16 protein-coding genes and 2 pseudogenes are annotated in these 19712 nt (G+C 57.6%); 14 read left to right on the forward strand and 4 right to left on the reverse strand.

The annotated features are described in order from the left end of the window. Positions 1-2: 2 nt before the first annotated feature. From BM198_RS30795 to BM198_RS21125, 10 genes are all read left to right on the forward strand, one after another. On the forward strand, positions 3-218 hold the full coding sequence (locus BM198_RS30795; RefSeq protein ID WP_394328351.1) for a phosphopantetheine-binding protein: 216 nt from the start codon (positions 3-5) through the stop codon (positions 216-218). A gap of 30 nt (positions 219-248) precedes the next feature. Further along, positions 249-1076, forward strand: a complete 828-nt coding sequence (locus tag BM198_RS21080; protein WP_074972114.1) for a thioesterase domain-containing protein — start codon at positions 249-251, stop codon at positions 1074-1076. Between the two features lie 83 nt (positions 1077-1159). Then, positions 1160-6100, forward strand: a complete 4941-nt coding sequence (locus tag BM198_RS21085) for a non-ribosomal peptide synthetase (RefSeq protein ID WP_074972116.1) — start codon at positions 1160-1162, stop codon at positions 6098-6100. Between the two features lies 1 nt (position 6101). Then, entirely contained in the window at positions 6102-7142 is a 1041-nt protein-coding gene (locus BM198_RS21090) for an HAD-IIIC family phosphatase (RefSeq protein ID WP_139233676.1), read from the forward strand. Positions 7143-7236: 94 nt separating this feature from the next. Continuing rightward, positions 7237-7845, forward strand: coding sequence for an adenylyl-sulfate kinase (gene cysC / locus BM198_RS21095; protein ID WP_244165725.1), 609 nt, complete (start codon positions 7237-7239; stop codon positions 7843-7845). A 13-nt stretch (positions 7846-7858) separates the two neighbouring features. After that, complete coding sequence (locus BM198_RS21100; RefSeq protein WP_074972123.1) at positions 7859-8380, forward strand: M15 family metallopeptidase; 522 nt, start codon at positions 7859-7861, stop codon at positions 8378-8380. A 32-nt stretch (positions 8381-8412) separates the two neighbouring features. Beyond that, positions 8413-9543, forward strand: a complete 1131-nt coding sequence (locus tag BM198_RS21105) for an acyl-CoA dehydrogenase family protein (protein WP_074972125.1) — start codon at positions 8413-8415, stop codon at positions 9541-9543. 78 nt (positions 9544-9621) lie between these two features. Beyond that, positions 9622-10373, forward strand: a protein-coding gene (locus BM198_RS29395; RefSeq protein ID WP_394328349.1) for an IS5 family transposase whose coding sequence is annotated in 2 segments (ribosomal slippage) — positions 9622-9945 and positions 9948-10373 — 750 coding nt in all. Because the reading frame shifts where the segments join, the coding sequence is not laid out codon by codon here. Between the two features lie 25 nt (positions 10374-10398). Beyond that, positions 10399-11154, forward strand: a complete 756-nt coding sequence (locus tag BM198_RS21120) for a 4'-phosphopantetheinyl transferase family protein (protein WP_074972130.1) — start codon at positions 10399-10401, stop codon at positions 11152-11154. Then, positions 11132-12355: an MFS transporter gene (locus BM198_RS21125; protein ID WP_083422439.1), complete on the forward strand. Its 1224-nt coding sequence runs from the start codon at positions 11132-11134 to the stop codon at positions 12353-12355. Before BM198_RS21120 ends, BM198_RS21125 begins: the two co-directional genes overlap by 23 nt. Before the next feature lie 72 nt (positions 12356-12427). On the opposite strand, the pseudogene BM198_RS21130 reads toward BM198_RS21125, so the two are convergent. After that, positions 12428-13093: pseudogene (locus tag BM198_RS21130) on the reverse strand (IS3 family transposase); the annotation flags it as partial. A 102-nt stretch (positions 13094-13195) separates the two neighbouring features. Here BM198_RS21130 and BM198_RS21135 point away from each other — a divergent pair. Beyond that, positions 13196-13351, forward strand: a pseudogene (locus BM198_RS21135) (IS5/IS1182 family transposase); the annotation flags it as partial. Positions 13352-13420: 69 nt separating this feature from the next. Further along, the gene (locus BM198_RS21140; protein ID WP_074972136.1) at positions 13421-13678 is read left to right on the forward strand and encodes a hypothetical protein; all 258 of its coding nucleotides are present in this window, start codon (positions 13421-13423) and stop codon (positions 13676-13678) included. Positions 13679-13948: 270 nt separating this feature from the next. Here the strand turns inward: BM198_RS21140 and BM198_RS21145 are convergent, their stop codons facing one another. Then, on the reverse strand, positions 13949-14386 hold the full coding sequence (locus tag BM198_RS21145) for a hypothetical protein (RefSeq protein WP_074972138.1): 438 nt from the start codon (positions 14384-14386) through the stop codon (positions 13949-13951). A 240-nt stretch (positions 14387-14626) separates the two neighbouring features. Here BM198_RS21145 and BM198_RS21150 point away from each other — a divergent pair, with 240 nt between their 5' ends. Then, positions 14627-15490: a LysR family transcriptional regulator gene (locus BM198_RS21150; RefSeq protein ID WP_074972140.1), complete on the forward strand. Its 864-nt coding sequence runs from the start codon at positions 14627-14629 to the stop codon at positions 15488-15490. Between the two features lie 9 nt (positions 15491-15499). Here the strand turns inward: BM198_RS21150 and BM198_RS21155 are convergent, their stop codons facing one another. After that, entirely contained in the window at positions 15500-17446 is a 1947-nt protein-coding gene (locus BM198_RS21155) for a metallophosphoesterase family protein (RefSeq protein WP_074972233.1), read from the reverse strand. A gap of 98 nt (positions 17447-17544) precedes the next feature. Next, positions 17545-18723 carry an HPP family protein gene (locus tag BM198_RS21160; protein WP_074972142.1) on the reverse strand — a complete coding sequence of 393 codons (1179 nt, stop codon included), beginning with the start codon at positions 18721-18723 and terminating at the stop codon, positions 17545-17547. 239 nt (positions 18724-18962) lie between these two features. On the opposite strand from BM198_RS21160, the gene BM198_RS21165 reads away from it, so the two are divergent. Next, on the forward strand, positions 18963-19670 hold the full coding sequence (locus BM198_RS21165; protein ID WP_074972144.1) for a lipoate--protein ligase family protein: 708 nt from the start codon (positions 18963-18965) through the stop codon (positions 19668-19670). Positions 19671-19712: the final 42 nt, after the last annotated feature.

The raw sequence follows: 19712 nt of genomic DNA on the forward strand, positions 1-19712 counted from the left end.
TCATGTGTTATGTGTGTGAGTTGGCGGGTGTCGAACGGATAGGAAAAACAGATGAACTGTTTTCATCCGGACGTTTGACCTCGCTGAAGGCGTTGTCGTTGATCCAGTGGATGGAATCTACGTTCAGTATCGCAGTCGAAGGACATGACATCTCGCCCGACAACCTGAGGAGTGTCGAAGCCGCTTCCCGTTTCATTGAACTTAAGACTTCCAGATAGCCTTTGGAACTTTATCGGGCGAGCCCTGTCATGATGCATCATTCAAAATTTGACCGCTTGGTTAATCTCAAGCCAGGTGACCGTGGCCCAGTATGGATCTGTATTCATGCCCTGAGTGGCTTTGTCGAGCCCTATCGAAATCTTCCCGATTTCATGGGCGATGCAGACGAGTGCTGGGGCATAGAAGCGAAGGGTATTGATGGAGAAGTCTTGCCCGAGCGCAGCGTCACGGCGATGGGGCTGGAGTATGCGCAAGGCATAATTGAGACGTTCGCGGCGCGCCCCTGCGTAATCATTGGTTGGTCGTTCGGAGCATTGATCGCACACGAAGTTGTTACACGGTTAAGAGCGCTGGATATTCAGGCCCTGTTAGTAATCATTGACTCGCAGAAGTTTAGCGATACATCACCAAAGCAAATCGTTCCGCTCAACATCATGGCGGGGTTTGTCGAAACACTTTCCAACAAGCGCAGGCCGCTGGTGACGGAAATCGAAGAAAAACTGGGCGCCTTGCCGGAGAACCAGAGACTGGCAGCACTGCTGCAGTGGGCAGCTGAGGGCAGTTCGATCGACTCGATCGAACTGCTGCACCACCTGTATGAGGTCTACAGGGCTAACTCAATGGCCATGGTGAACTACCAGGTGCCTGAGCGGCATGGTGAGTATGCCTTGCTGGTTCGCGCGGTGAATCAAGAAGACGTATCAACTACGCACGATCGCGGGTGGGGGCGCTGCTTTGTTGACGGCATGGAGGTAGTGGACTGCCCGGGCGACCATTACTCCATCATGAATGCGGAACATGCCGAGCGCTTGTCAGAACATATATACAGATTTGCTGAGCGACATGGATTGTATTGAACAGTGTTGAGTCCGCCAAGACCATGAAGTTCTGCCGCACGTGAGGCAAAAGGCAGTCACGCCGATTGTTCAAGGAGTGTACAATGGAAGTACCAGGGTGCAACAATGATGTTTCTACTGTCTTCGATCGGTTTCAGCAGTACGTCGCTACTCATCCTCATAGTCCGGCACTGGTCTGCGACACTTGTGCCTGGAGCTATAAAGAGCTGTTTCGGCGTGTCGAGGCGCTGGGCTCCTGCATTTGCGAAGCCGGGATCAGTGCCTCAGGTAACGTAGCGATATTCATTGAACAGCGTTCTCAGGCTGTTCTGGGGATTCTAGCCACGATCTTTGCAGGACGCACTTGGGTCGCGTTGGATGCCAAAGCCCCTGCCGCTCATCTTCAACGCGTCGTCGCGCACGCCGAAATCAAGCTGATCATCACCGACACATCGCTCTACTCAAGTGCAGCGGCACTGGCAGGTGACAGCGTGAAAATAATGCTGCATGACCAGTTGCCAGTGGGCTCGGTAGTGCCGAGACCAGCCAATGACATTGCCTATATCATTTACACTTCGGGATCGACCGGCGTGCCAAAAGGGGTGTTCCAGAGTCATCAAAATTTGCTACGGCACATAGACGCTTACAAGCAGTCTATCCACATCACCCGTGACGACCGGGTGTCGTTATTACCTTCGACCAGTGTCGATGCCGGGTTGATGGACATCTTTGGTGCATTGACATCAGGTGCTGCGCTTCACCTCTTTGATGTTCATGCCCAGGGCATAGAAGCATTGCCCGCGTGGTTGAACCATCGAGAAGTCACTGTCTATCACTCGACCCCGACGCTGTTCAGGGGACTCTGCACTGTCGCACCCGCCGATATGGTTTTTCCGACCATTCGAGTGGTGGTTCTCGGTGGCGAAATGGCCTATGAAACTGATTTTCGTCATTTCAGCAGACGCTTTACGGCTGACGCTATGTTGATCAACGGACTGGGCCCAACCGAATCGACTATTGCATTGCAGGCTTTCTATCACACTCAGGACAGAGTCCCTGAGGGAACGCTATGTGTCGGTACGCCAGTGCCGGGTATGAGCGTCCTGCTGATGGATGCGAACAGAAAGGTCGTTGCCCATGAGGGGGAGCTTGTCCTGTGCAGTGACGCATTGGCGCTGGGCTATTGGAATGATCCCGAAAGCAGTGAAAAAGCTTTTGTCAGTACACATGATCCTGATGGCAAACGCCTTTATTTCACCGGTGATATGGCCAGAAAACTGAATGATGGGACCTTCCTTCACCTGGGACGTAAAGATAATCAGATCAAGCTGCGGGGACACCGTATCGAGGCCGGAGAGGTGGAAGCTGCCATACGCCGCCTTGAGTGTGTCGCGGAGGTTGCTGTCGTCAAATATCGATTCGCCAGTGGCCTCGAGTCACTGGTAGCAGTGGTCACTTCTGGTGAGCACGCACCTGTTTCAACCACTTCCATCATTTGTCGACTCAAGCAGGTGTTACCCACTTACATGGTGCCTCACAATATTGTGGTCGTGGACATGCTGCCGTTGACCCTCAGCGGCAAGATTGACCGCAGACAAGTGCTGGAGGAGCTCACCCTTGATGAGCTTCCTTCGATTGAGGTGGCCAGCGCCAATCTGACACCCTTGCAGCAGGAAGTACTTGACTTCTGCCAAAAGGAATTAGGGGCTGGGGTGGGTATCGACAGTAATTTCTTTGCGGTGGGAGGGGACTCACTACTTGCCAGCAGACTGCTGTCGGTGATCAGGAAGCGCGTTAACGCCAGCTGTTCTCTCTCGGCGTTTTTTGACGCCCCGACGTTACGTCAATGGACGTCACTGATGGAAGAGTCTACCAGCAACGTAGATGCATCAATGTCGGCGCCCGTGTTCGCTCAAGGCAAGGCACCTCTCTCATTCTCCCAAGAGCAGATCTGGATCTCCCAACAGTTCTCTACCGAAAAAAGCTTATACACACTCCTTTACGGACTGAAGCTCGACGGCCCTCTTGAAATCACGCTTCTGACCCAGGCCTTTGCACTGCTGGTCCAACGACACGAGAGCTTGCGGGGCAGCGTCGAAGTCTGTGAGGGCATGCTTTTCCAGAGTGTCCGGGATGCCGCTGATCTTACGTTCGAACTCAAAGTCATCGATACAGAACCTGAGCTGCACCCACAGCGGTTGAAGGAGGAAATAGCGCTTATCTCCTTTGCCCCTCAGCACGAGCTCGACGGCCCACTGATAAAGGCCTGCTTGATATCAAACCACTCATCCGAACACTATCTGATCATCGCACTTCATCATCTGGCGGCAGACGGCCTCGCCGCCAATACGCTGTTCAAGGACCTGGGGTCGATCTACCGCGACCTGCTGGCAGGCGCCGAGATCGAACCTTTGGTTCAGCCGTCAAGCTACCTCGATTATTGCCGGTCGCAACGCCGGTGGATGAACAGCCAAGATTACAAGAGACATCAGCAATGGTGGCTCGAACATCTGGACGGTTTACCGGCATTGGCCCTACCAACCGATTTTCCCAGGCCGTCCATCCCGACGTTTTCAGTTGCGCTTCACCGATTCAAGCTCCCTGCCCACCTGCAGGCAGAGTTGAAGCAGGTCGCCGCCGAGTGTGCCGTGACTCCGTACATGCTTTATCTCGCGGCATTTGCACTGATGCTTGCCAGGTGCTCAGGGCAGGAAGACTTTGCCGTTGCCAGCCCAGCTTCGGGACGTCTGTCCATGGAGCACGTGGATGTGGTGGGGACGTTCGTCAATCCGATTCTCGTGCGAATTAGAGTAGATGAAGACTTGGCGCCATCAGTGTTCATTTCCCACATCAAGCAGGCCGTCCTGGCGTCGCTCGACCATCAGCAATTTCCTGTTTCTCATCTGACCGCGACGTGCTCGGACAGCCGCCAGACTTTTTCCAGCAGTCTGTTCAATGTGATGCTCGCCGTTCAGAAGCGGCCGGAGTGGGGACTGAGTTCGGATCAGTTGAGCGCCACCGACCTGTGTTTGAACCAGCAGACGATTGTCAGTGACCTTTGCCTGACACTGTACGAAGGTAGCGCTGAGGTTGAATGCGAGTTCGAGTACGCGAAAGACCTGTTTAGACAGGAAACCATCGAGCGCTATACCGACTACTTCCAACGACTGCTCAGCGGCATTGTGTCAGGTCAAAGTCTCCAAGTGGACGCCCTACCCATGCTGAGCGAAGCAGAAATCAGACGCCTACTGGGGCGGGCTGATCATTCAACCGCTGCGGGATATGGAAACCAGTCGCTGTATGACAGGTTTACGGATTTCGTGCAAAACCAGCCCCGCGCGATGGCCATCTGGTCTCCCGAAGGGAATATTACCTACAAGGAGCTCCATTCGGAAGTGGTCTCGCTTGCCCACCTACTCAAGGAGGCAGGGGTCGGTCCTGGGCGGCTGGTTCCGGTCATAGCCTCGGACAGCAGGCATGTGGTCACCGCGTGGATAGCGATAAACAGCATCAGTGCGGTGTTTGTCCCGATTGAAGCCACATGGCCGGAATCAAGAGTGCTTGAAGCGACTGCCAGGTGCGCGGCGGACGTGGTAGTCGTAGCGGCCAAGCTTAAGTCTCGGCTGCAGGAACAATACTTGGTCATTCAATTGCCACTCCAGCCGGAACAAGTGATGGAGTCAACCGCCATCGATGCTGTGAGCTACGATCCGGAGGCGGCGATCTACGGGGTTTTCACATCTGGGTCCACCGCGGCTCCGAAGTTGGCGATTGTCCCGCAACGAGGCATTAGCAACCGTTTTGACTGGATGACAGCAGAGCTTAGCGCAGGTCAAGCGCCAATCACCCTGCAAACCACGACACATGTGTACGACAGCGCAGTCTGGCAGTTGCTGTGGCCACTGACGGTCGGTGGACAAGTTGTGATACCAACTGAAAACCTGGCGTTTGATATCGAGCGATTGTTGAGTCATATCGCGACGTTCAAGGTGAGCATCATTGACTTCGTGCCTTCGGTATTTGATGTGGTTGTTCAACAACTCATAGCGCGTGGTCAGCCGCTGCAGGCACTCAGTACTCTCAAGCACTTGATACTCGGAGGAGAGTCATTGCAAGGGGCAGCGCTCAAACTCTTCGCCGAGCGCTATCCCGAAGTAACCCTGCTCAACCTGTATGGTCCAACGGAAGCCTCCATCGGCTGCATCTTCAGCACACTGCGCGACGTCGATCCACCGTACCCGATCGGAAAACCTATTCCCAACGTCAGTGCGTTTGTACTGGATCGTCGGCAACGCCTTTCTCCCCAGGGGACGGCAGGTGAGTTGTACTTAGGCGGAGCTTGCGTCGGTCTGGGGTACTGGGGCGATGAGTCAGCCACTCAAGCGGCATTTATTACCAATCCCTATCGACTCTTTTCAAATTCTCCAAAAATCTACAGGACGGGCGACCAGGTCAGGTGGCAAGGGGACGACCTATATTTCCTAGGGCGCTACGACGATCAAGTCAAAGTTCGCGGGCTACGCATTCAACCAGCTGAAATAGCTGAAAAACTGCTGGCACATCCGGATATCGACGACGTGGTGGTCGATGTGCGTCCTGTGAAAGGCAAACCCGCATTGTGTTCGTGGATTCGCCCGGGTGTGCCCGAGGACATCAGACAGTATTGCCTGGGCTGCTTGCCGATTTCACTGATACCCGAGTACTTCATTGGTTGCGAGAATTTTCCAATTGCAGCCTCGGGCAAACTGAACAAGCGTGAACTGCCCGATCCGCCGGTGGTGGTGCCGTCTGAGAGACATCGTTCAGCTCGGCGCAGCACGGCAAAAATAGAGGTGCTCGCCGCACTTTGGGCTGAGGTGCTGGGAGTCGATAAATCAACGATTGATCATGATAAAAATTTCTTTGAGCAGGGTGGCAACTCGCTGTTGGCCATACAGTTGCTGCACCGCCTGAAAAAAAACTTTGGGATCAAGTTGTCGATCGCCGACATCTTCAGGTTCAGCCAACTCGAAGCATTTGCCAAACGCTACCTAGGAGATAACTGACTTGTCAGGACTCAAGAAAATCAAGTGCGTCATCTGGGACCTCGACGAAACCCTCTGGCACGGTGTTCTGGTGGAAGGCGGGGGTATTCATCTGAAGGATCAGATCCTCAAGATCATTCAGGAACTAGATCGCCGAGGAATTCTGCAGTCGGTAGCCAGTAAAAATGATTCCGAGTTAGCCATGGCAGCAATTGAGCGTCATGGGCTGGCAGACTATTTCCTGTTTCCACACATCAACTGGGGCTCCAAAGCGCATTCACTGGAGCGCCTAAGCCAGCAGCTGAACCTGAGTCTCGACACCTTCCTGTTTGTCGATGATCAGGCCTATGAACGAGACGAAGTGAAGATCGCCCATCCCATGGTCCGCTGTATCGATGCAGCGGAGTATCTGGCACTGCCTACACTGCCGGCAATGATGCCTGAGTTCATCACCGAGGACAGCGCGTTGCGCCGCAGGCGGTATCAAGAGCAGCAGCGACGTGACCGAGACGAGCAAAACTTTAAAGGGCCGAGCGAGGCGTTCCTGGCATCGTTGAATATGGAAGTGGTCGTTTCGGTGGCTACTGAGCAGGATCTGCGTCGGGCGGAAGAGTTGACGGTCAGGACCAACCAGTTAAATGCCACTGGTGTTACGTACAGCTACGATGAACTGAACGACTTTTGTGATTCGCCCGACCATCGACTATTGGTTTGCGAGTTGACAGACATTTATGGTTCCTATGGAAATATCGGCTTGTTGTTGTTCGAGCATGTCAACGACACGCTCTTCATAAAGATGCTGCTCGTCTCTTGTCGGGTAATGAGCCGGGGTATTGGTTCGATACTCTTGACCTACGCGATGAAGTACGCAAAGAGCAGAAAATTGAAGTTAATAGCCGAGTACAGACCAACCGGGCGAAACAGGATCATGCAGGTGACCTACGGCATGGCCAATTTCAAAACGTCAGGTGAGCGTGGCGATACGTTCTTGCTCGTCAACGACCTGGATAGCGTCCCTGACTATCCTGGCCACTTGAAAATCACCACGCCCACAGGCATTTGAATCCACTGCGTGCGTGTCTTATTTATGCTCGTGGTTTTTAGTTAACAAACTTTCGGGTATGGGTGATGACCGCAACTTGATCCGGAGAAGGACCATGCAACCAGAAGCACCAGTGGCGGGAATCAAAAACAACGTCTCGCCGACCCCGGCAATGACGCTGTGGTTCACTGGCCTGTCCGGAGCTGGCAAAAGCACCTTGGCACAGGCCCTTCACACGCGCCTGCTTGATCAGGGCAGAACCTGCGTGATACTCGATGGTGATCACTTGCGGCAGGGTCTCAACAGCGACTTGGGATTTTCGGCTGTTGATCGCAGAGAAAATATCAGGCGCGTGGCTGAAGTGGCGAAGATCTTCAACAACGTCGGGGTCACAGTCATTACTGCATTGATCTCGCCGATGGCGGACGATCGTCGGTTGGCAAAGTCCATCATCGGTGCAGCACATTTTCGTGAATTGTATATCTGTGCCAGCCTGGAAGTTTGTGAGGCGCGGGATCCCAAGGGCCTGTACGCCAAAGCCAGGTCGGGCTTGATTCCCGACTTTACGGGTATCTGCGCGCCTTATGAGCCTCCAAAGTACGCTGCGTCGGTAGTTCGTACGGATGTCGTGTCGATTGATCATGCAGTCGAGCAGTTGCTGACGATGGTTATCTCAAGCCCGCAGGATGATGCTGAATCGTTGCGCTGCGTGTATAACCGGTAAAGAGACAGTGAGCATGAAGGATGATAAGGGAGAGATTGAGCGGTACTTTCAGCAGTTGGGGATCAGCCGATCGATCATCGAAGAAAAAAAGCTTTCGTTGTGGTTGCCGCCCGACGAACTAATGGAAATAAAGGGGAAGGAGGCTGGCAGGTGTTATCTGCTGGACTCAAATGCTGCACAGGCCTGGCTCGATATGCAGGAGGCAGCCAATAAGGCTGGTGTGCAGCTTTATGCAATCTCAACCTATCGTAGTATTAGCTATCAAGCGGATATAATAAAAAGAAAGTTGAAACTTGGCCAGGAGATGAAAGACATCCTGAAAGTCAGCGCCCCGCCCGGTTACAGCGAACATCATTCAGGAAGAGCAATTGATATTGGTACACCAGGATACACTGATCTTGAGGTTGAATTTGAATTGTCAGGTGCATTCAAGTGGTTGTCGAGGCATGCATCTGACTTTAATTTTACGCTGTCCTTTCCACGGAATAATGTCCACGGTTACTCCTATGAACCTTGGCATTGGCTGTTCAGCTGAACCTGCCCAGATAGTTACACAAGGAAATGTGCATGAGGATTAGTGACGAAGGACTGTCGTTTTTGGTCGAGGCAGGCATGTTCATTGATGAGCATATCCGGCCGCACGCGGGTACATTTGACAAGAAACGGATAATGCCCCGGAGCCTTCTGAAGTCGATGGCACGACAGGGATATTTTGGTCTCAACATTCCAAAAGAAGACGGCGGTTCAGGGCGCAACGCACTGGAGTACGGAGAGTTTACGGCACTGCTCGGTAGAGCATGTTCCTCCGTGCGGACTCTGTTGACCGTACATTGCTCGCTGGTTGCCGAGTCGATTGCCCGATGGGGGACGCAATGGCAAAGACGTGAATGGCTACCCGGCCTGCTCAGTGCAGAGACAATCTGCGCGTTTGCCATCAGCGAACCCGCGCACGGTTCTGATATCAAGGGTATTGCAACCCACTATAGAAAATGTGGATCGGACTATGTGATCTCCGGCACAAAGAAATGGATCTCTTTTGGCGCCATTGCCGATTGTTATCTGTTGTTCGCAAGGTGCGAAGGGAAGATGTCGGCGTTCCTGGTTGATCGTGCGGCCACGGGGGTGCATGTGGAACCGATTGATAACCTGCTGTCGCAGCGGGCCTCACACTTGGCGCAGATCACCTTTAATGAGGTGGCTGTCAACAAGAACCAATTACTGGGAACAGAGGGCGGGGGAGACTTGCTGCTCATGTCTGCCCTTGATCACGGCAGGTTCAGCGTTGCCTGGGGGGCCGTGGGGCTCGCTAAGGAGGCTCTGGTGCAAATGATTGACTATGCCGAGTCGCGTGAACAATTTGGCAGCCGATTGGCGGACTTTCAGTTGATACAAGGTCTCATCGGCGATGGGGCGACTGCGGTGCATGCTGCTCAAGCCATGTGTGAACGTGCGGCATCACACCGGATGGCGCGTTCGTGCGATGCGGTCTATGAAACAACAATTGCCAAGTATCTTGCCGCCAGCACAGCGGTAAAGGTCGCGGAGCAGGCGTTACAGGTTCACGGAGCAAACGGCTTGAGCGGTGATTTTAGTGTCGAGAGGTTGTTTCGCGATGCCAAGGCACTGGAAATAATCGAGGGGAGTTCGCAGATGCAAAAGCTGATGATCTCCAGCTACGCCATGACCGTGGAGAAATAAAACCTGTCCTGACTAGGCGGCGTTCTCATTTGATGTTGAAGGTGCTGACCGGTAGTCCCGTCGCTTTTTGGAGTAGGGATGTGCCGCTATTGGCTGCGTGATGATCAGTGGCAGCGAATCAAGGAATTATTGCCTGGCAAATCCAGTGACCGTGGCGTGACGGCCAGAGATAACCAGAGGTTCGTCGAGGCGGTGCTTTGGATTGCTCGAACCGGCTCGCCTTGGCGCGATCTCCCAGAAGCCTATGGTCATTGGCATCGTGTGTATGTGCGGTATAGCCGCTGGTCCCGTAAGGGGGTGTGGCTACAGGTGATGGAGTCGCTTGCGGCTGACGCAGACGTTGAACACCTGATGGTAGATGGCAGCATCGTGCGGGTTCATCAGCATGGTGCGGCAAAAAAACCGATCAGGATGCCGAGGCCATGGGCAAATCCCGAGGCGGATTGAGTACCAAGATCCATGCGGCCGTAGACGCACTGGGAAATCCGGTACGCCTCCTGCTGACGCCAGGGCAGGCCTCGGAATACGGTCAAGCCCAAGCGCTGCTCGATGGCTTTAGCCCTGAGGCGGTATTGGCAGACAAGGGCTATGACTCGGATGCCTTCGTTGAAGCCATCCAGAACCTGGGCGCCAAGACGGTCATCCCTTCAAGAAGAGACCGTTTGGAGCCTCGCGACTTGGATCTGCATCTCTACCAGGAACGTAACTTGGTCGAGCGCTTCTTCCAGAAGCTGAAACAATTCCGTCGGATCGCAACCCGGTTCGAACGACTGGCAAGAAATTATCAGTCGATGCTCAGCCTTGTATCCATCGTCATATGGCTAGCCTGATTGAGAACACCCCCTAGGAGCTAACATGAAAACACTGAAGGACGAGGTACATGTCTGGTATTACCAAGGCCCGCCTATTGAACTCCAGATGAACGAGACGCTCACCCTGAGCGAAGAAGAACAGTCTGTCGTGCGTGGACTATCAAGTGTGCAGGCGAAGTCGCAATACAGGCTTGCACATGGCTTGTTACGCATGCTCATCGGCCTGCACTTGGATGTTGATCCGCGCCGTTTCCAGTACAGCAATAATGAATATGGTAAGCCGGAAGTCGTCGGCCATGACATTCATTTTAGTCTCAGCTACACACGAAATTGTTTTGTGCTTGCGCTTAGCAGGGCACATGATATCGGCGTAGATGTGGAATGGCTAGACCCGCATTTTAATTATACCTCGATTGCTCGGCGGTTTTTCACCATGGAAGAGCAGTCCATGATGAACCCATTATTAGAGCCTCAGCGGCGCACGTTGTTTTTTGAGCTCCATACGTTGAAGGAGGCTTATGTAAAGGCGCTGGGAAAAGGCCTCTCGTATGGGATCGAAAATGTCGGGTTCGCGCCCTGGCCGCACCAGCAGTCCGTGTTTTCATGTGACGATCCGAGCAATGCAAAGGTCAACGAGGCATGGACGTTCAGGAAGCTTCAGCTCATTCCTGATGTGATTGCAAGCGCTGCCGTCAAGGGGGCGCAGCCCATAGCAATCGAGGTATTTCGTTTATGCAAGCGCGGGTACTTTCAGCTGTTGAATCGCTTTGCGAGGGATGCATCTAGTGCATACGCTTAGCAGAATCATTCGCTCGCCACGGAACCATATAGTCGCTGGGCTGTTCATCGTTTCACTGGGCACCTACCTAGTCGCCCCTCTCTACGTGGTTCATCTGGTCGGGTCCCTTGGCTTGAGTGCGGCAGATGTTGGCACGCTCCTGATCATCACTGCCATTGCGCAGCGTGGGCTTACATTGCCAGTTGGCATGGCGATCGACAAAGTCGATGCACGCTGGTTTCTGCTTGCCGGGCTTGGTTTCAGGGCGCTGTCATTTTTCGCCTTGGGGATGGCCGACTCATTTTCATTGTTGGCAATTTCCGCCGCGCTAGCTGGCAGCGGCACGGCCGCCTTTCAGGCGGCGGGGAAAACAGTGCTGTTGGAGCTCGACCCTGACAAGGCGCTGTCGTTATCCTTGCGAAACATGGCCATCAATGCCGGTATCGCCCTTGGCCCTCTGGTCGGACTGCTGTTGACGCGCTACGACTTTTTCACCACCTGCATGATTACCAGCAGCCTGTACATGGCGGTCATGGTTACCGAGGCTATTTCTTTGAGGCGCATGAAAGTGCGTGCGCTAGCATTGCCGAATGGGCGCTACCGTGATCTCTTCCTGCCTTTGAAGTCCCACCGCGCGAGATTCCTGCTATTTGCCAACTTCTGTTTTTTTGGGATTTTTTCCCTGTTTGAACTGGTACTGCCCCTGCACATCAAAGCGTCATATCCCGCCTTCTATGTTGGGGTTTTGTTTGCCCTCAATGCCATCGTGGTGGTGGCTTTTCAGCTTCCGGTTTCCCGTGTGATCACCAAGCATGATCTTGCGATTGGGTACGGCTTCAGTCTCTTGCTTTGCTCTTTACTGGTGTTTTTCCTGTCCTCAATCTGTCCAGCGTCGTGGTCCCTTACATTATTTTTCTTCGGTGTTATTCTGTTCAGCCTTGCTGAGGTCTATCTGATGTTCATTATCGAATTACGTTTAGTTGCTTCGATAGGAGACGCTCCGACCGGCACGGCCCTGGGATGTTCTTCTTTAAGCGCAATGCTCGGGCTGTCATCAGGTCTGCTGCTGTTCGGGTGGATTTACGACCAATGGGCAGTGCAACAGGAACACTTCTTCTGGATGCTGCTTTCGTTGATCTGCCTTGTCATCGTCTTGCTGATCAATTTAGCTGAGCGCTGGACGAGCAAAGCCCCCAGAGGGGTGCTGCAGAAGGACTACTGACAGGCCTTGATCAAGTGCGCGGCAAACCACGCCTGAATCGTCCCGTGTTTTGTGGAGGCCGTTTCGTTTAAGTCAGGCCGCCATGGCCTGACCTGCTTGTTGCTGGTGGAAGTTTGCCTCAGCCTCCGCAGGCGGGATATAGCCGATTGAGCTCAACAGGCGCTGGTGGTTGTACCAGTGCACCCACTTCAAGGTCGCCATCTCAACAGCTTCGCGGCTCTTCCATGACTGATGATAGATCAGCTCGGCCTTGTACAACCCGTTGATGGTCTCGGCCAAGGCGTTGTCGTAGTTATCGCCCTTGCTGCCAACTGAGGGCTCAATGCCGGCCTCTGCCAGCCGCTCGGTGTAGCGAATAGAGACGTACTGGCTGCCACGGTCGCTGTGATGGATCAGAACACTCGTGCAATGCGGCTGGCGGGCATACAGGGCTTGTTCCAGAGCATCCAGCACGAAGTCGATCTTCATGCTGATACTGACTCGCCAGCCAACGATCCGCCGCGCAAACTCGTCGATCACGAAGGCCACGTACAGCCAGCCTTGCCAGGTCGACACATACGTGAAGTCCAACACCCACAGCTGATTTGGGCGGTCGGCATGGAACTGGCGCTGGACGCGATCCAGCGGGCAGAGCGACTTTTCGCCGGCCACCGTTGTTCGCACGACCTGGCCGCGCCTGATGCCCTGCAATCCAGCCCGGCGCATCAACCGCTCAACCGTGCATTTGGCTACCTCGATGCTCGCCGATCATGTCCCAGCGAGTGGTGTAACTGAGGGAAACTCTGAAGAAGACTTCCCGAATCTGGTGAAATGCGCCGATCCTGTTGCCCGAGTTTCACGATGAAGCAGATGAGCTTTTCCGATGCCGAGTACGCCGGCAAGCGCAAACAGACCCGCAAGGAACTGTTCCTGATCGAGATGGGTCAGGTGGTGCCATGGAAGGGATTGATTGCCTTGATCGAGCCGTACTACCCAAAGGGTGAAGGCGGCTTGCCCGGCCTACGGCGGCTAAAAACACAGAAGTGAGCGGGTGATTTGACGGCCTTCCCCAAATGAGAATGCACCATGAAAAATGATTTGCTTAGTGCTTTTTTGGAGCAGGAGCTTAGCGACTCCGTAAGAGAGGTGTTTGCAGCCGCTGTGAGAGAGTCTATAAATCCAGAGGCGCAGGTTGCTATAAGAAATTTTGAGTTTAACTGTTTTGATGTTGCTTTGGACTTTGAGTTTGGTACGGCTACTTTAGGAGATGTCTTATCTTCAGGGGCTGGCAGTGAGCAAGTGATTTCGCTGCAATTTTTCCTAGAAGCGTGCGGCTTGAGCTAATGGTCCAAAAGGAATATGAATCGCCCGGCCTCCCTAGACACTCTCCAAACTTTGGAAATAACGCTTTTCATACTCCATCGGCGATAGCTGCATAGCGCTGCTCTCCGTTACCGCGTTGTCGTGGCAGTTACCGCGTCGGCTCACTATTTCAGACCATCCCTGAAACCAAATTTTCGCCCACGCCATAGCCCCCCATCTATTTCACTCCGAAAATCTCGTGGCCATCTTGAGTCGTGGAGTCAAATGGAAAAATCAGCCCCTTCTGATTCATCAACCGTTCAGCCTCTCAACAAAATCTTCCAAGATCTTTTTAACTGGTAGTGAAGTCTCGCCTAAGAAATATTCAGCCCTAGACGACAACGCTTCTCTTGTACGCTCATCCACTCCTGAAAGATCCAGCATTCTTAGTGTATCAAAACAGCAAGTCTGCAAATCTTCATCGTCCGTACTGATAACACGCAGAATGATTTCAATCTCGCACAAAATCTTCAAATCCCCCAAGCACTCCACAAGCCTCTTTTTCCAGAACACTCCCTTATCTTCTAAATCATCTAAGAGCAACCCCCAGTCCTTCTCATCAAACTCCCTCAAGACATCGGTAGCCTCCAAAATTCCACAGTCATACCAATAATCACCGGGGTGTCGCTCCAAGGAAAAATCAACTATGCAACCCTCAAATTTCCCATACAAGCTATCAGTTTTATTCATGTAATCTCAGACCATCCTTAGCGTTCTTGGCTATGTATTGCTGGTGATGAGTGGGATGTCTTCGTTTGCGAGTAATAAGAGATTTGCGCATTTCCATATTTCTCCCGATGCAAATCTGAAAAAGAACTTCGAGTGGGGCTGATGAAGCTGAAGTTTCTGGCTGCGTGATCGCTTGGTTCGCGAGCCTACTCCCGCCCCGACCCGCTAAGATAGCCACCCTTCAAACGCCTGGGGATTGCCATGGATATCGACCTGGCACGCACCTTTCTCGAAATCGCTCGCAGCGGCAGCTTCGTCTCGGCGGCGGAGCGTTTGCATGTGACCCAGACCGCCATCACCGCGCGGGTGCAGAACCTGGAGGGGCAGCTTGGCTGTCGGCTGTTCGTGCGCAACCGGGCCGGGGCGCGGTTGACGCCGGAGGGGGAGGTGTTCGTCGGGCACGCCACGCAACTGGTGAAGACCTGGGAGGCCGCCCGGCGTGACCTGCCGCTGCCCAAGGGCTACCGCGACCTGCTGGCCATCGGCGGTGAGGTGAGCCTGAGCAACCCGCTGTTGCTGGGCTGGATGACCCGCCTGCGTGAACGGATTCCGTCCCACGCAGTACGGGTGGAGGTGGCCGCCGGCCAGCACCTGCAGCAGCAGATCGAACTGGGGCTGCTGGATGCGGCGCTGGTCTACCAGCCCGAGTACTGGCCGGGCATGCAGGTGGAGTTGCTGCTGGAGGAGAAGCTGGTGCAGATCCGTTCCAGCCGTGCGCCCGAACCCTACGTGCAGGTGGACTGGGGCCCGCGCTTCCGCCAGCAGCACGATGCGGCGCTCCCTGACCTGGCGCGGGCGGCGGTTTCGGTGAACCTCGGGCCGCTGGCCCTGCAGTTCATCCTGCAGAACGGCGGCTCCGGCTATTTCCGCACGCGGGTGGTACAGAGCTACCTGGACGACGGCGTGCTGGAGCGGGTGGAGCGGGCGCCGGAGTTCACCTACCCGACCTACCTCGTTTACTCCCGTGACCGTGATTCGGCGCTGTTGCAGCAGGCCATCGGCGTGCTGCGCGAGGTGGTGGCCGACGATATCGACTGGTCCCAGCGCTGGGATGCGGTGCTTTGAGCGCCGGGTTCAGGCCCGCCGCGCGAGGGGATGGGCATCGCTGACGTCGTCGCGGTCTTCGAGGAACTCGGTGGGTGCGGTGCCGTTGGCATTGAGCTGGAACACCCGCGTCGGCCGCCCCTCGGCATCGAAGAACACCTGGCCCAACCCGGCGCCGTTCCACAGGCGTTCCCCCGCGCGGCTGTGGGCCGGTGTGTGGGGCACCACCTTCATGCGGCGACGCTGGGTGAACCAGTTGAGCGGCGAGCGGGGCGCGTAGAGCCAGCGGTTGAGGCGGTCGAACAGGTCCAGCAGGCGGTGGGGGAATTCGTTCTTCACGCCGCTGCTGGTGATCTGCCAGATCTGCGGGCCCTGCTGGCGATGGCGGATGAGCACGCGGTAGACGAAGGAGTAATGCACGTCGCCGGAGAGGATGGTGTAGCTGCCCGGCGTGCGTGAGTGACGGAAGATGTTGAGGATCACCTGGGCGGCACCGCGATGGGCCATCCAGTTTTCCGCGTCCACCAGCAGCGGGTGGCCGAGCCAGGTGAAGACCCGCTGCACGGCCTCGATCAGCTTCACGCCGAACACCGGGGCCGGGGACACGACGATGGCCGAGGGGTGCCCCAGCAGCGCCTGTTGCAGTTCGCACAGGGCCTCCCAGTCCAGCAGGCCGGACGGCCGCTTGAGGTCGACTTCGCTGCGCCAGCGGCGGGTGCGGGTGTCCAGCACCCGCAGGGGTGGCTGGGTGTCCAGCTCGTACTGCCAGCCGTTGAAGGCCAGCAGGCGGCCGATCAGGCCGTCGAGCCGCGTGCTGTCCAGCCGGCTATGGGGATCTGGGCTGTTGCACAGCGCGGCGAGGTCATCCTGCAGCTCGTCGAAGGCGTCCGGGTCGTTGCCCCAGCCCTGGCAGAGCAGGTAGGCGAGCAGGGCGTTGCCGATGATGCGGCGGGAGAAGGGGTGGCCGTAGGCCGTCTGCTCCCACTGGGCGGAGAGGTTCCAGTCATCGGTCACGTCGTGGTCGTCGAAGATCATCAGCGTCGGCAGGTGCGCCAGCACCCGCGCCACGCCCGGCAGGCCGGCGACGAAGCCTTCGAGGCGCGTGGCTTCGAGGTGGTAGCGCTCCGCTTCGGACGTGCCGAGTGCGGGCATCTGCGGTGCCACCAGCCTCCAGGGCACCGGCGACCAGACCAGCAGGTACATGGCCAGCACCTCGGCGAGGGTGACGAGGTGGTTCTCGGCGTTGCTGCTGGTGAAGATCGGCTTGCGCGCGCCGCCGAAGAAGCGCTCGCGCAGGGTTTCGTTGCTCTCCAGGGCGGGTAGCAGGTCGGCGCGCCGGTAGTAGCTGGCGGGGTGCTGGTAGAGCGCTTCGCTGTCGCTTACCACGGCGCCCTCCAGGTACTCCCCGTACAGGCCCAGGCGCTCGATTAGCGAGTGGATGGCGCACAGCATCGGCCCGGCCACGTCGTCGGCGTAGATCTGGTCCCCGCTGAGCATGAGCAGCGCCGGGCGTTGTTCCGGCAGGGGCTTTTCGGCCAGCAGGCGGTCAGCGCAGAGCAGCCCGTCGGGGGCAGGGTGATGAGGCTTGCGGCAGGAGCCGTGGAGCAGGTGGTCGATGCGCGAGCGCAGCACGAAGTCAGGCCGGGTGGCCTCGCCGTAGAGCAGGTGCGGCGCCCACTCGGCAATGCCCTGGCCGTCGATCAACAGGTCGTAGGCGATGGGCGTGTCCCGGGGCAGGGGCGCCTCCAGGCGCAGGTCGATCAGGTGCACATGCGCGTGCCGGCCCACCGCAAGGATGCGGCATTGCCGGGCGTCCAGGCTGTGGCGCTGGGCCTGGCCGTCGGCCTCCAGCAGCAGGATGGGTTGCAACGGGCGCGTGGCCACCAGCCAGAACACCAGGCGCCGGGGTTCGGCGCGGCGCAGCAGGGGGCCGGCCAGGACGGTGGGCAGGGCGGTCAGGGGAGCATCGGCAGGCATCGGTACCACGGTTTTGGGAAAGCGGTTGGGCATAGTACGACAGCGAAGCGGCGTGTTCATCGCCGCTTGGACCGCATCGAGCCACCCGGGTGCCGTGGTCAGGCGGACTTGCGTGATGCCCCATGTGTCAGCGGCGCCGGGGCCGCATCCTTCAACCAGTGCCGGTAGAGCCCGCCGATGAGGTCACTCTGGGTCACCAGGCCCACCAGTCGGCCGTGTTCGTCCTGCACGGGCAGGCCGTGCAGGCCCTGGTCGGAGAGCAGGGAGACCAGGGCGCCGATGTCGGTGTCGGGGCGCACGCTGCGCACCTCCCGCGTCATCAGCTGGCGCACGCGTACCTGCTGCGGGCGCAGGCGGGCGAGCAGCGAGACGGATGGGTCGCGATGGCCGTGGTGCAGCAGGTCGGTGGGGGTGACCACGCCCACCAGGGTGCCGTCGGCGTCCAGCACCGGCAGCAGCTTGATGCGGTGCTGGCGGAACAGCTTCCAGGCGTCGGCGAGGCTCGCGTCGCGGGACAGGGTGCGCAGGTCGCGGGACATGATGTGTTCGGCCGTGACCCGGCCCATGCCGCGCCGCAGGGCGACCCGTTCGGTCTGGCGCAGCAGGCGTTCGAGGTCGTCGCGGGTGATGTCGACGAACTCGCCGAAGTCCGCCAGGGCCTGGTCGAGGTCGGCTTCGGCGAAGGCGGCCCGCTCGCTGGGCAGCGGGTCGTCCGTGAGGTGGCTGTCGTTGCGCGGTTGCGCCGGGGCGTTGACCAGGGCGCCGCGGGTCAGGCGGTTGTAGGCCAGGGCGCTGATGATCAGTACCGCCGAGCCCATCAGCACCGGCCAGGCCACGCCGAAGCCCAGGGCTTCGAATGCCGGGCCGCCCAGGGCCACGGCCACCGCCAGGGCGGTGCCCGGCGGGTGCAGGCAGCGCAGGCTGTACATGGCCAGGACGGTGAAGGCCATGCTCAGGGTGGCGGCCAGCACCGTGTGGTCGATCCACAGGCCGCAGGCGGTGCCCACCAGGGCCGCCACCAGGTTGCCGAGCAACACCGACCAGGGCTGGGCCAGGGGGCTGCTGGAGACGGCGAACAGCAGCAGCGAGCTGGCGCCCAGGGGTGCGGCCAGGCGCAGGGTGACGTCGAGGCTGAACAGGTGGCTGGTGACCAGGCAGCACAGGGCCAGGCCGACGCAGGCGCCAAGGGAGGCGCGCAGCCATTCGGTGGGCGGTGCGCTACGGGGGAGGGGGGCGAGGCGCCTGGACCAGCGGCGCCAGCGACTTTCCGGGGGCATGACGAGTCTCGTAAAAAAGGGGGCCGGAGCGGCCCCCAGGGAAGTCCCACTGCGTGCGCGGGATCGGTGGCCTCGCCGGAGCGCGACGAGGCGAACGGGGCGCATCCTACGGGGGCGTGATCCATCGATGCCAATGAATGTTATTGCAGCTTGAGTGCAGTTTTTTTGAATTCAAATGCCCGGCAAGGCGAGCCGTGGCGGCGTAGCATGCGATGCGAACCAGGTAGAGGAGGGGCGTGATGCGGCGGCTTGACGTGGAGGCGGGGTTGGCAGCGGAGCGTGCGCTGCTGGAGCAGGTACACCGAGGGGAACGGGACGCGGGCGTACTGCTCTGGCGGCCGTTGCACCGTGCCCTGGTGATGCCCGCGCTCATGAGCCGTCTGCCGGGCTTCGAAGCGGCGCGGGCGCGCTGCGAGGCGCTGGACTGGCCGGTCTCGCTGCGGGATACCGGCGGCGAGCCGGTGCCGCAGTCACCTGGCGTGCTGAACATCGCCCTGGCCTATGCGGTGCCGACCGGGGAGAGCGAGCTGACCCGGATCGAGACCGCCTACCTGCGCCTGTGCCGCCCCTTGTGTGACTGGCTGGCGGGGCATGGGCTGGAGCCGGGCATCGGCGAGGTGCCCGGGGCCTTCTGCGATGGGCGCTACAACGTGCGGCTGGGCCCACGCAAACTGGTGGGCACGGCCCAGCGCTGGCGCCGCCGCAGCCAGGACGGGCGCCACGTGGTGCTGGTGCATGGGGCGATGCTGGTGGAGGACGAGCGTGAAGCGATGGTGGCGGTGGTCAATGCCTTCTATGCGGGGTGTGGCCTGCCGGATCGCTGCGAGGCCGCGAGCCACGTGGGGTTGGCCGAACAGCTGGAGCGTCCCTGGGATGCCCTGTCGACCTTGTTGCCCGGTATGCGGCGGACGCTGGCGGAAGGCGGAGTTGCCCTGCCGGAAGCCTGATGTGAAAAAAGTTGCTTCAGGGCCTTCCCAGCCCCCACCGGG

Origin of the sequence: Metapseudomonas otitidis, assembly GCF_900111835.1 — a bacterium.
Taxonomy (GTDB): domain Bacteria; phylum Pseudomonadota; class Gammaproteobacteria; order Pseudomonadales; family Pseudomonadaceae; genus Metapseudomonas; species Metapseudomonas otitidis.

Excerpts from the sequence above, each read along its gene's own strand:
- BM198_RS30795 (WP_394328351.1), top strand. The coding sequence starts at position 3 with ATGTGTTATGTGTGTGAGTTGGCGGGTGTCGAACGGATAGGAAAAACA.
- BM198_RS21080 (WP_074972114.1), top strand. The coding sequence starts at position 249 with ATGATGCATCATTCAAAATTTGACCGCTTGGTTAATCTCAAGCCAGGT.
- BM198_RS21085 (WP_074972116.1), top strand. The coding sequence starts at position 1,160 with ATGGAAGTACCAGGGTGCAACAATGATGTTTCTACTGTCTTCGATCGG.
- cysC (WP_244165725.1), top strand. The coding sequence starts at position 7,237 with ATGCAACCAGAAGCACCAGTGGCGGGAATCAAAAACAACGTCTCGCCG.
- BM198_RS21100 (WP_074972123.1), top strand. The coding sequence starts at position 7,859 with ATGAAGGATGATAAGGGAGAGATTGAGCGGTACTTTCAGCAGTTGGGG.
- BM198_RS21105 (WP_074972125.1), top strand. The coding sequence starts at position 8,413 with ATGAGGATTAGTGACGAAGGACTGTCGTTTTTGGTCGAGGCAGGCATG.
- BM198_RS21120 (WP_074972130.1), top strand. The coding sequence starts at position 10,399 with ATGAAAACACTGAAGGACGAGGTACATGTCTGGTATTACCAAGGCCCG.
- BM198_RS21125 (WP_083422439.1), top strand. The coding sequence starts at position 11,132 with ATGCATCTAGTGCATACGCTTAGCAGAATCATTCGCTCGCCACGGAAC.
- BM198_RS21140 (WP_074972136.1), top strand. The coding sequence starts at position 13,421 with ATGAAAAATGATTTGCTTAGTGCTTTTTTGGAGCAGGAGCTTAGCGAC.
- BM198_RS21145 (WP_074972138.1), bottom strand. The coding sequence starts at position 14,386 with ATGAATAAAACTGATAGCTTGTATGGGAAATTTGAGGGTTGCATAGTT.
- BM198_RS21150 (WP_074972140.1), top strand. The coding sequence starts at position 14,627 with ATGGATATCGACCTGGCACGCACCTTTCTCGAAATCGCTCGCAGCGGC.
- BM198_RS21155 (WP_074972233.1), bottom strand. The coding sequence starts at position 17,446 with ATGCCTGCCGATGCTCCCCTGACCGCCCTGCCCACCGTCCTGGCCGGC.
- BM198_RS21160 (WP_074972142.1), bottom strand. The coding sequence starts at position 18,723 with ATGCCCCCGGAAAGTCGCTGGCGCCGCTGGTCCAGGCGCCTCGCCCCC.
- BM198_RS21165 (WP_074972144.1), top strand. The coding sequence starts at position 18,963 with ATGCGGCGGCTTGACGTGGAGGCGGGGTTGGCAGCGGAGCGTGCGCTG.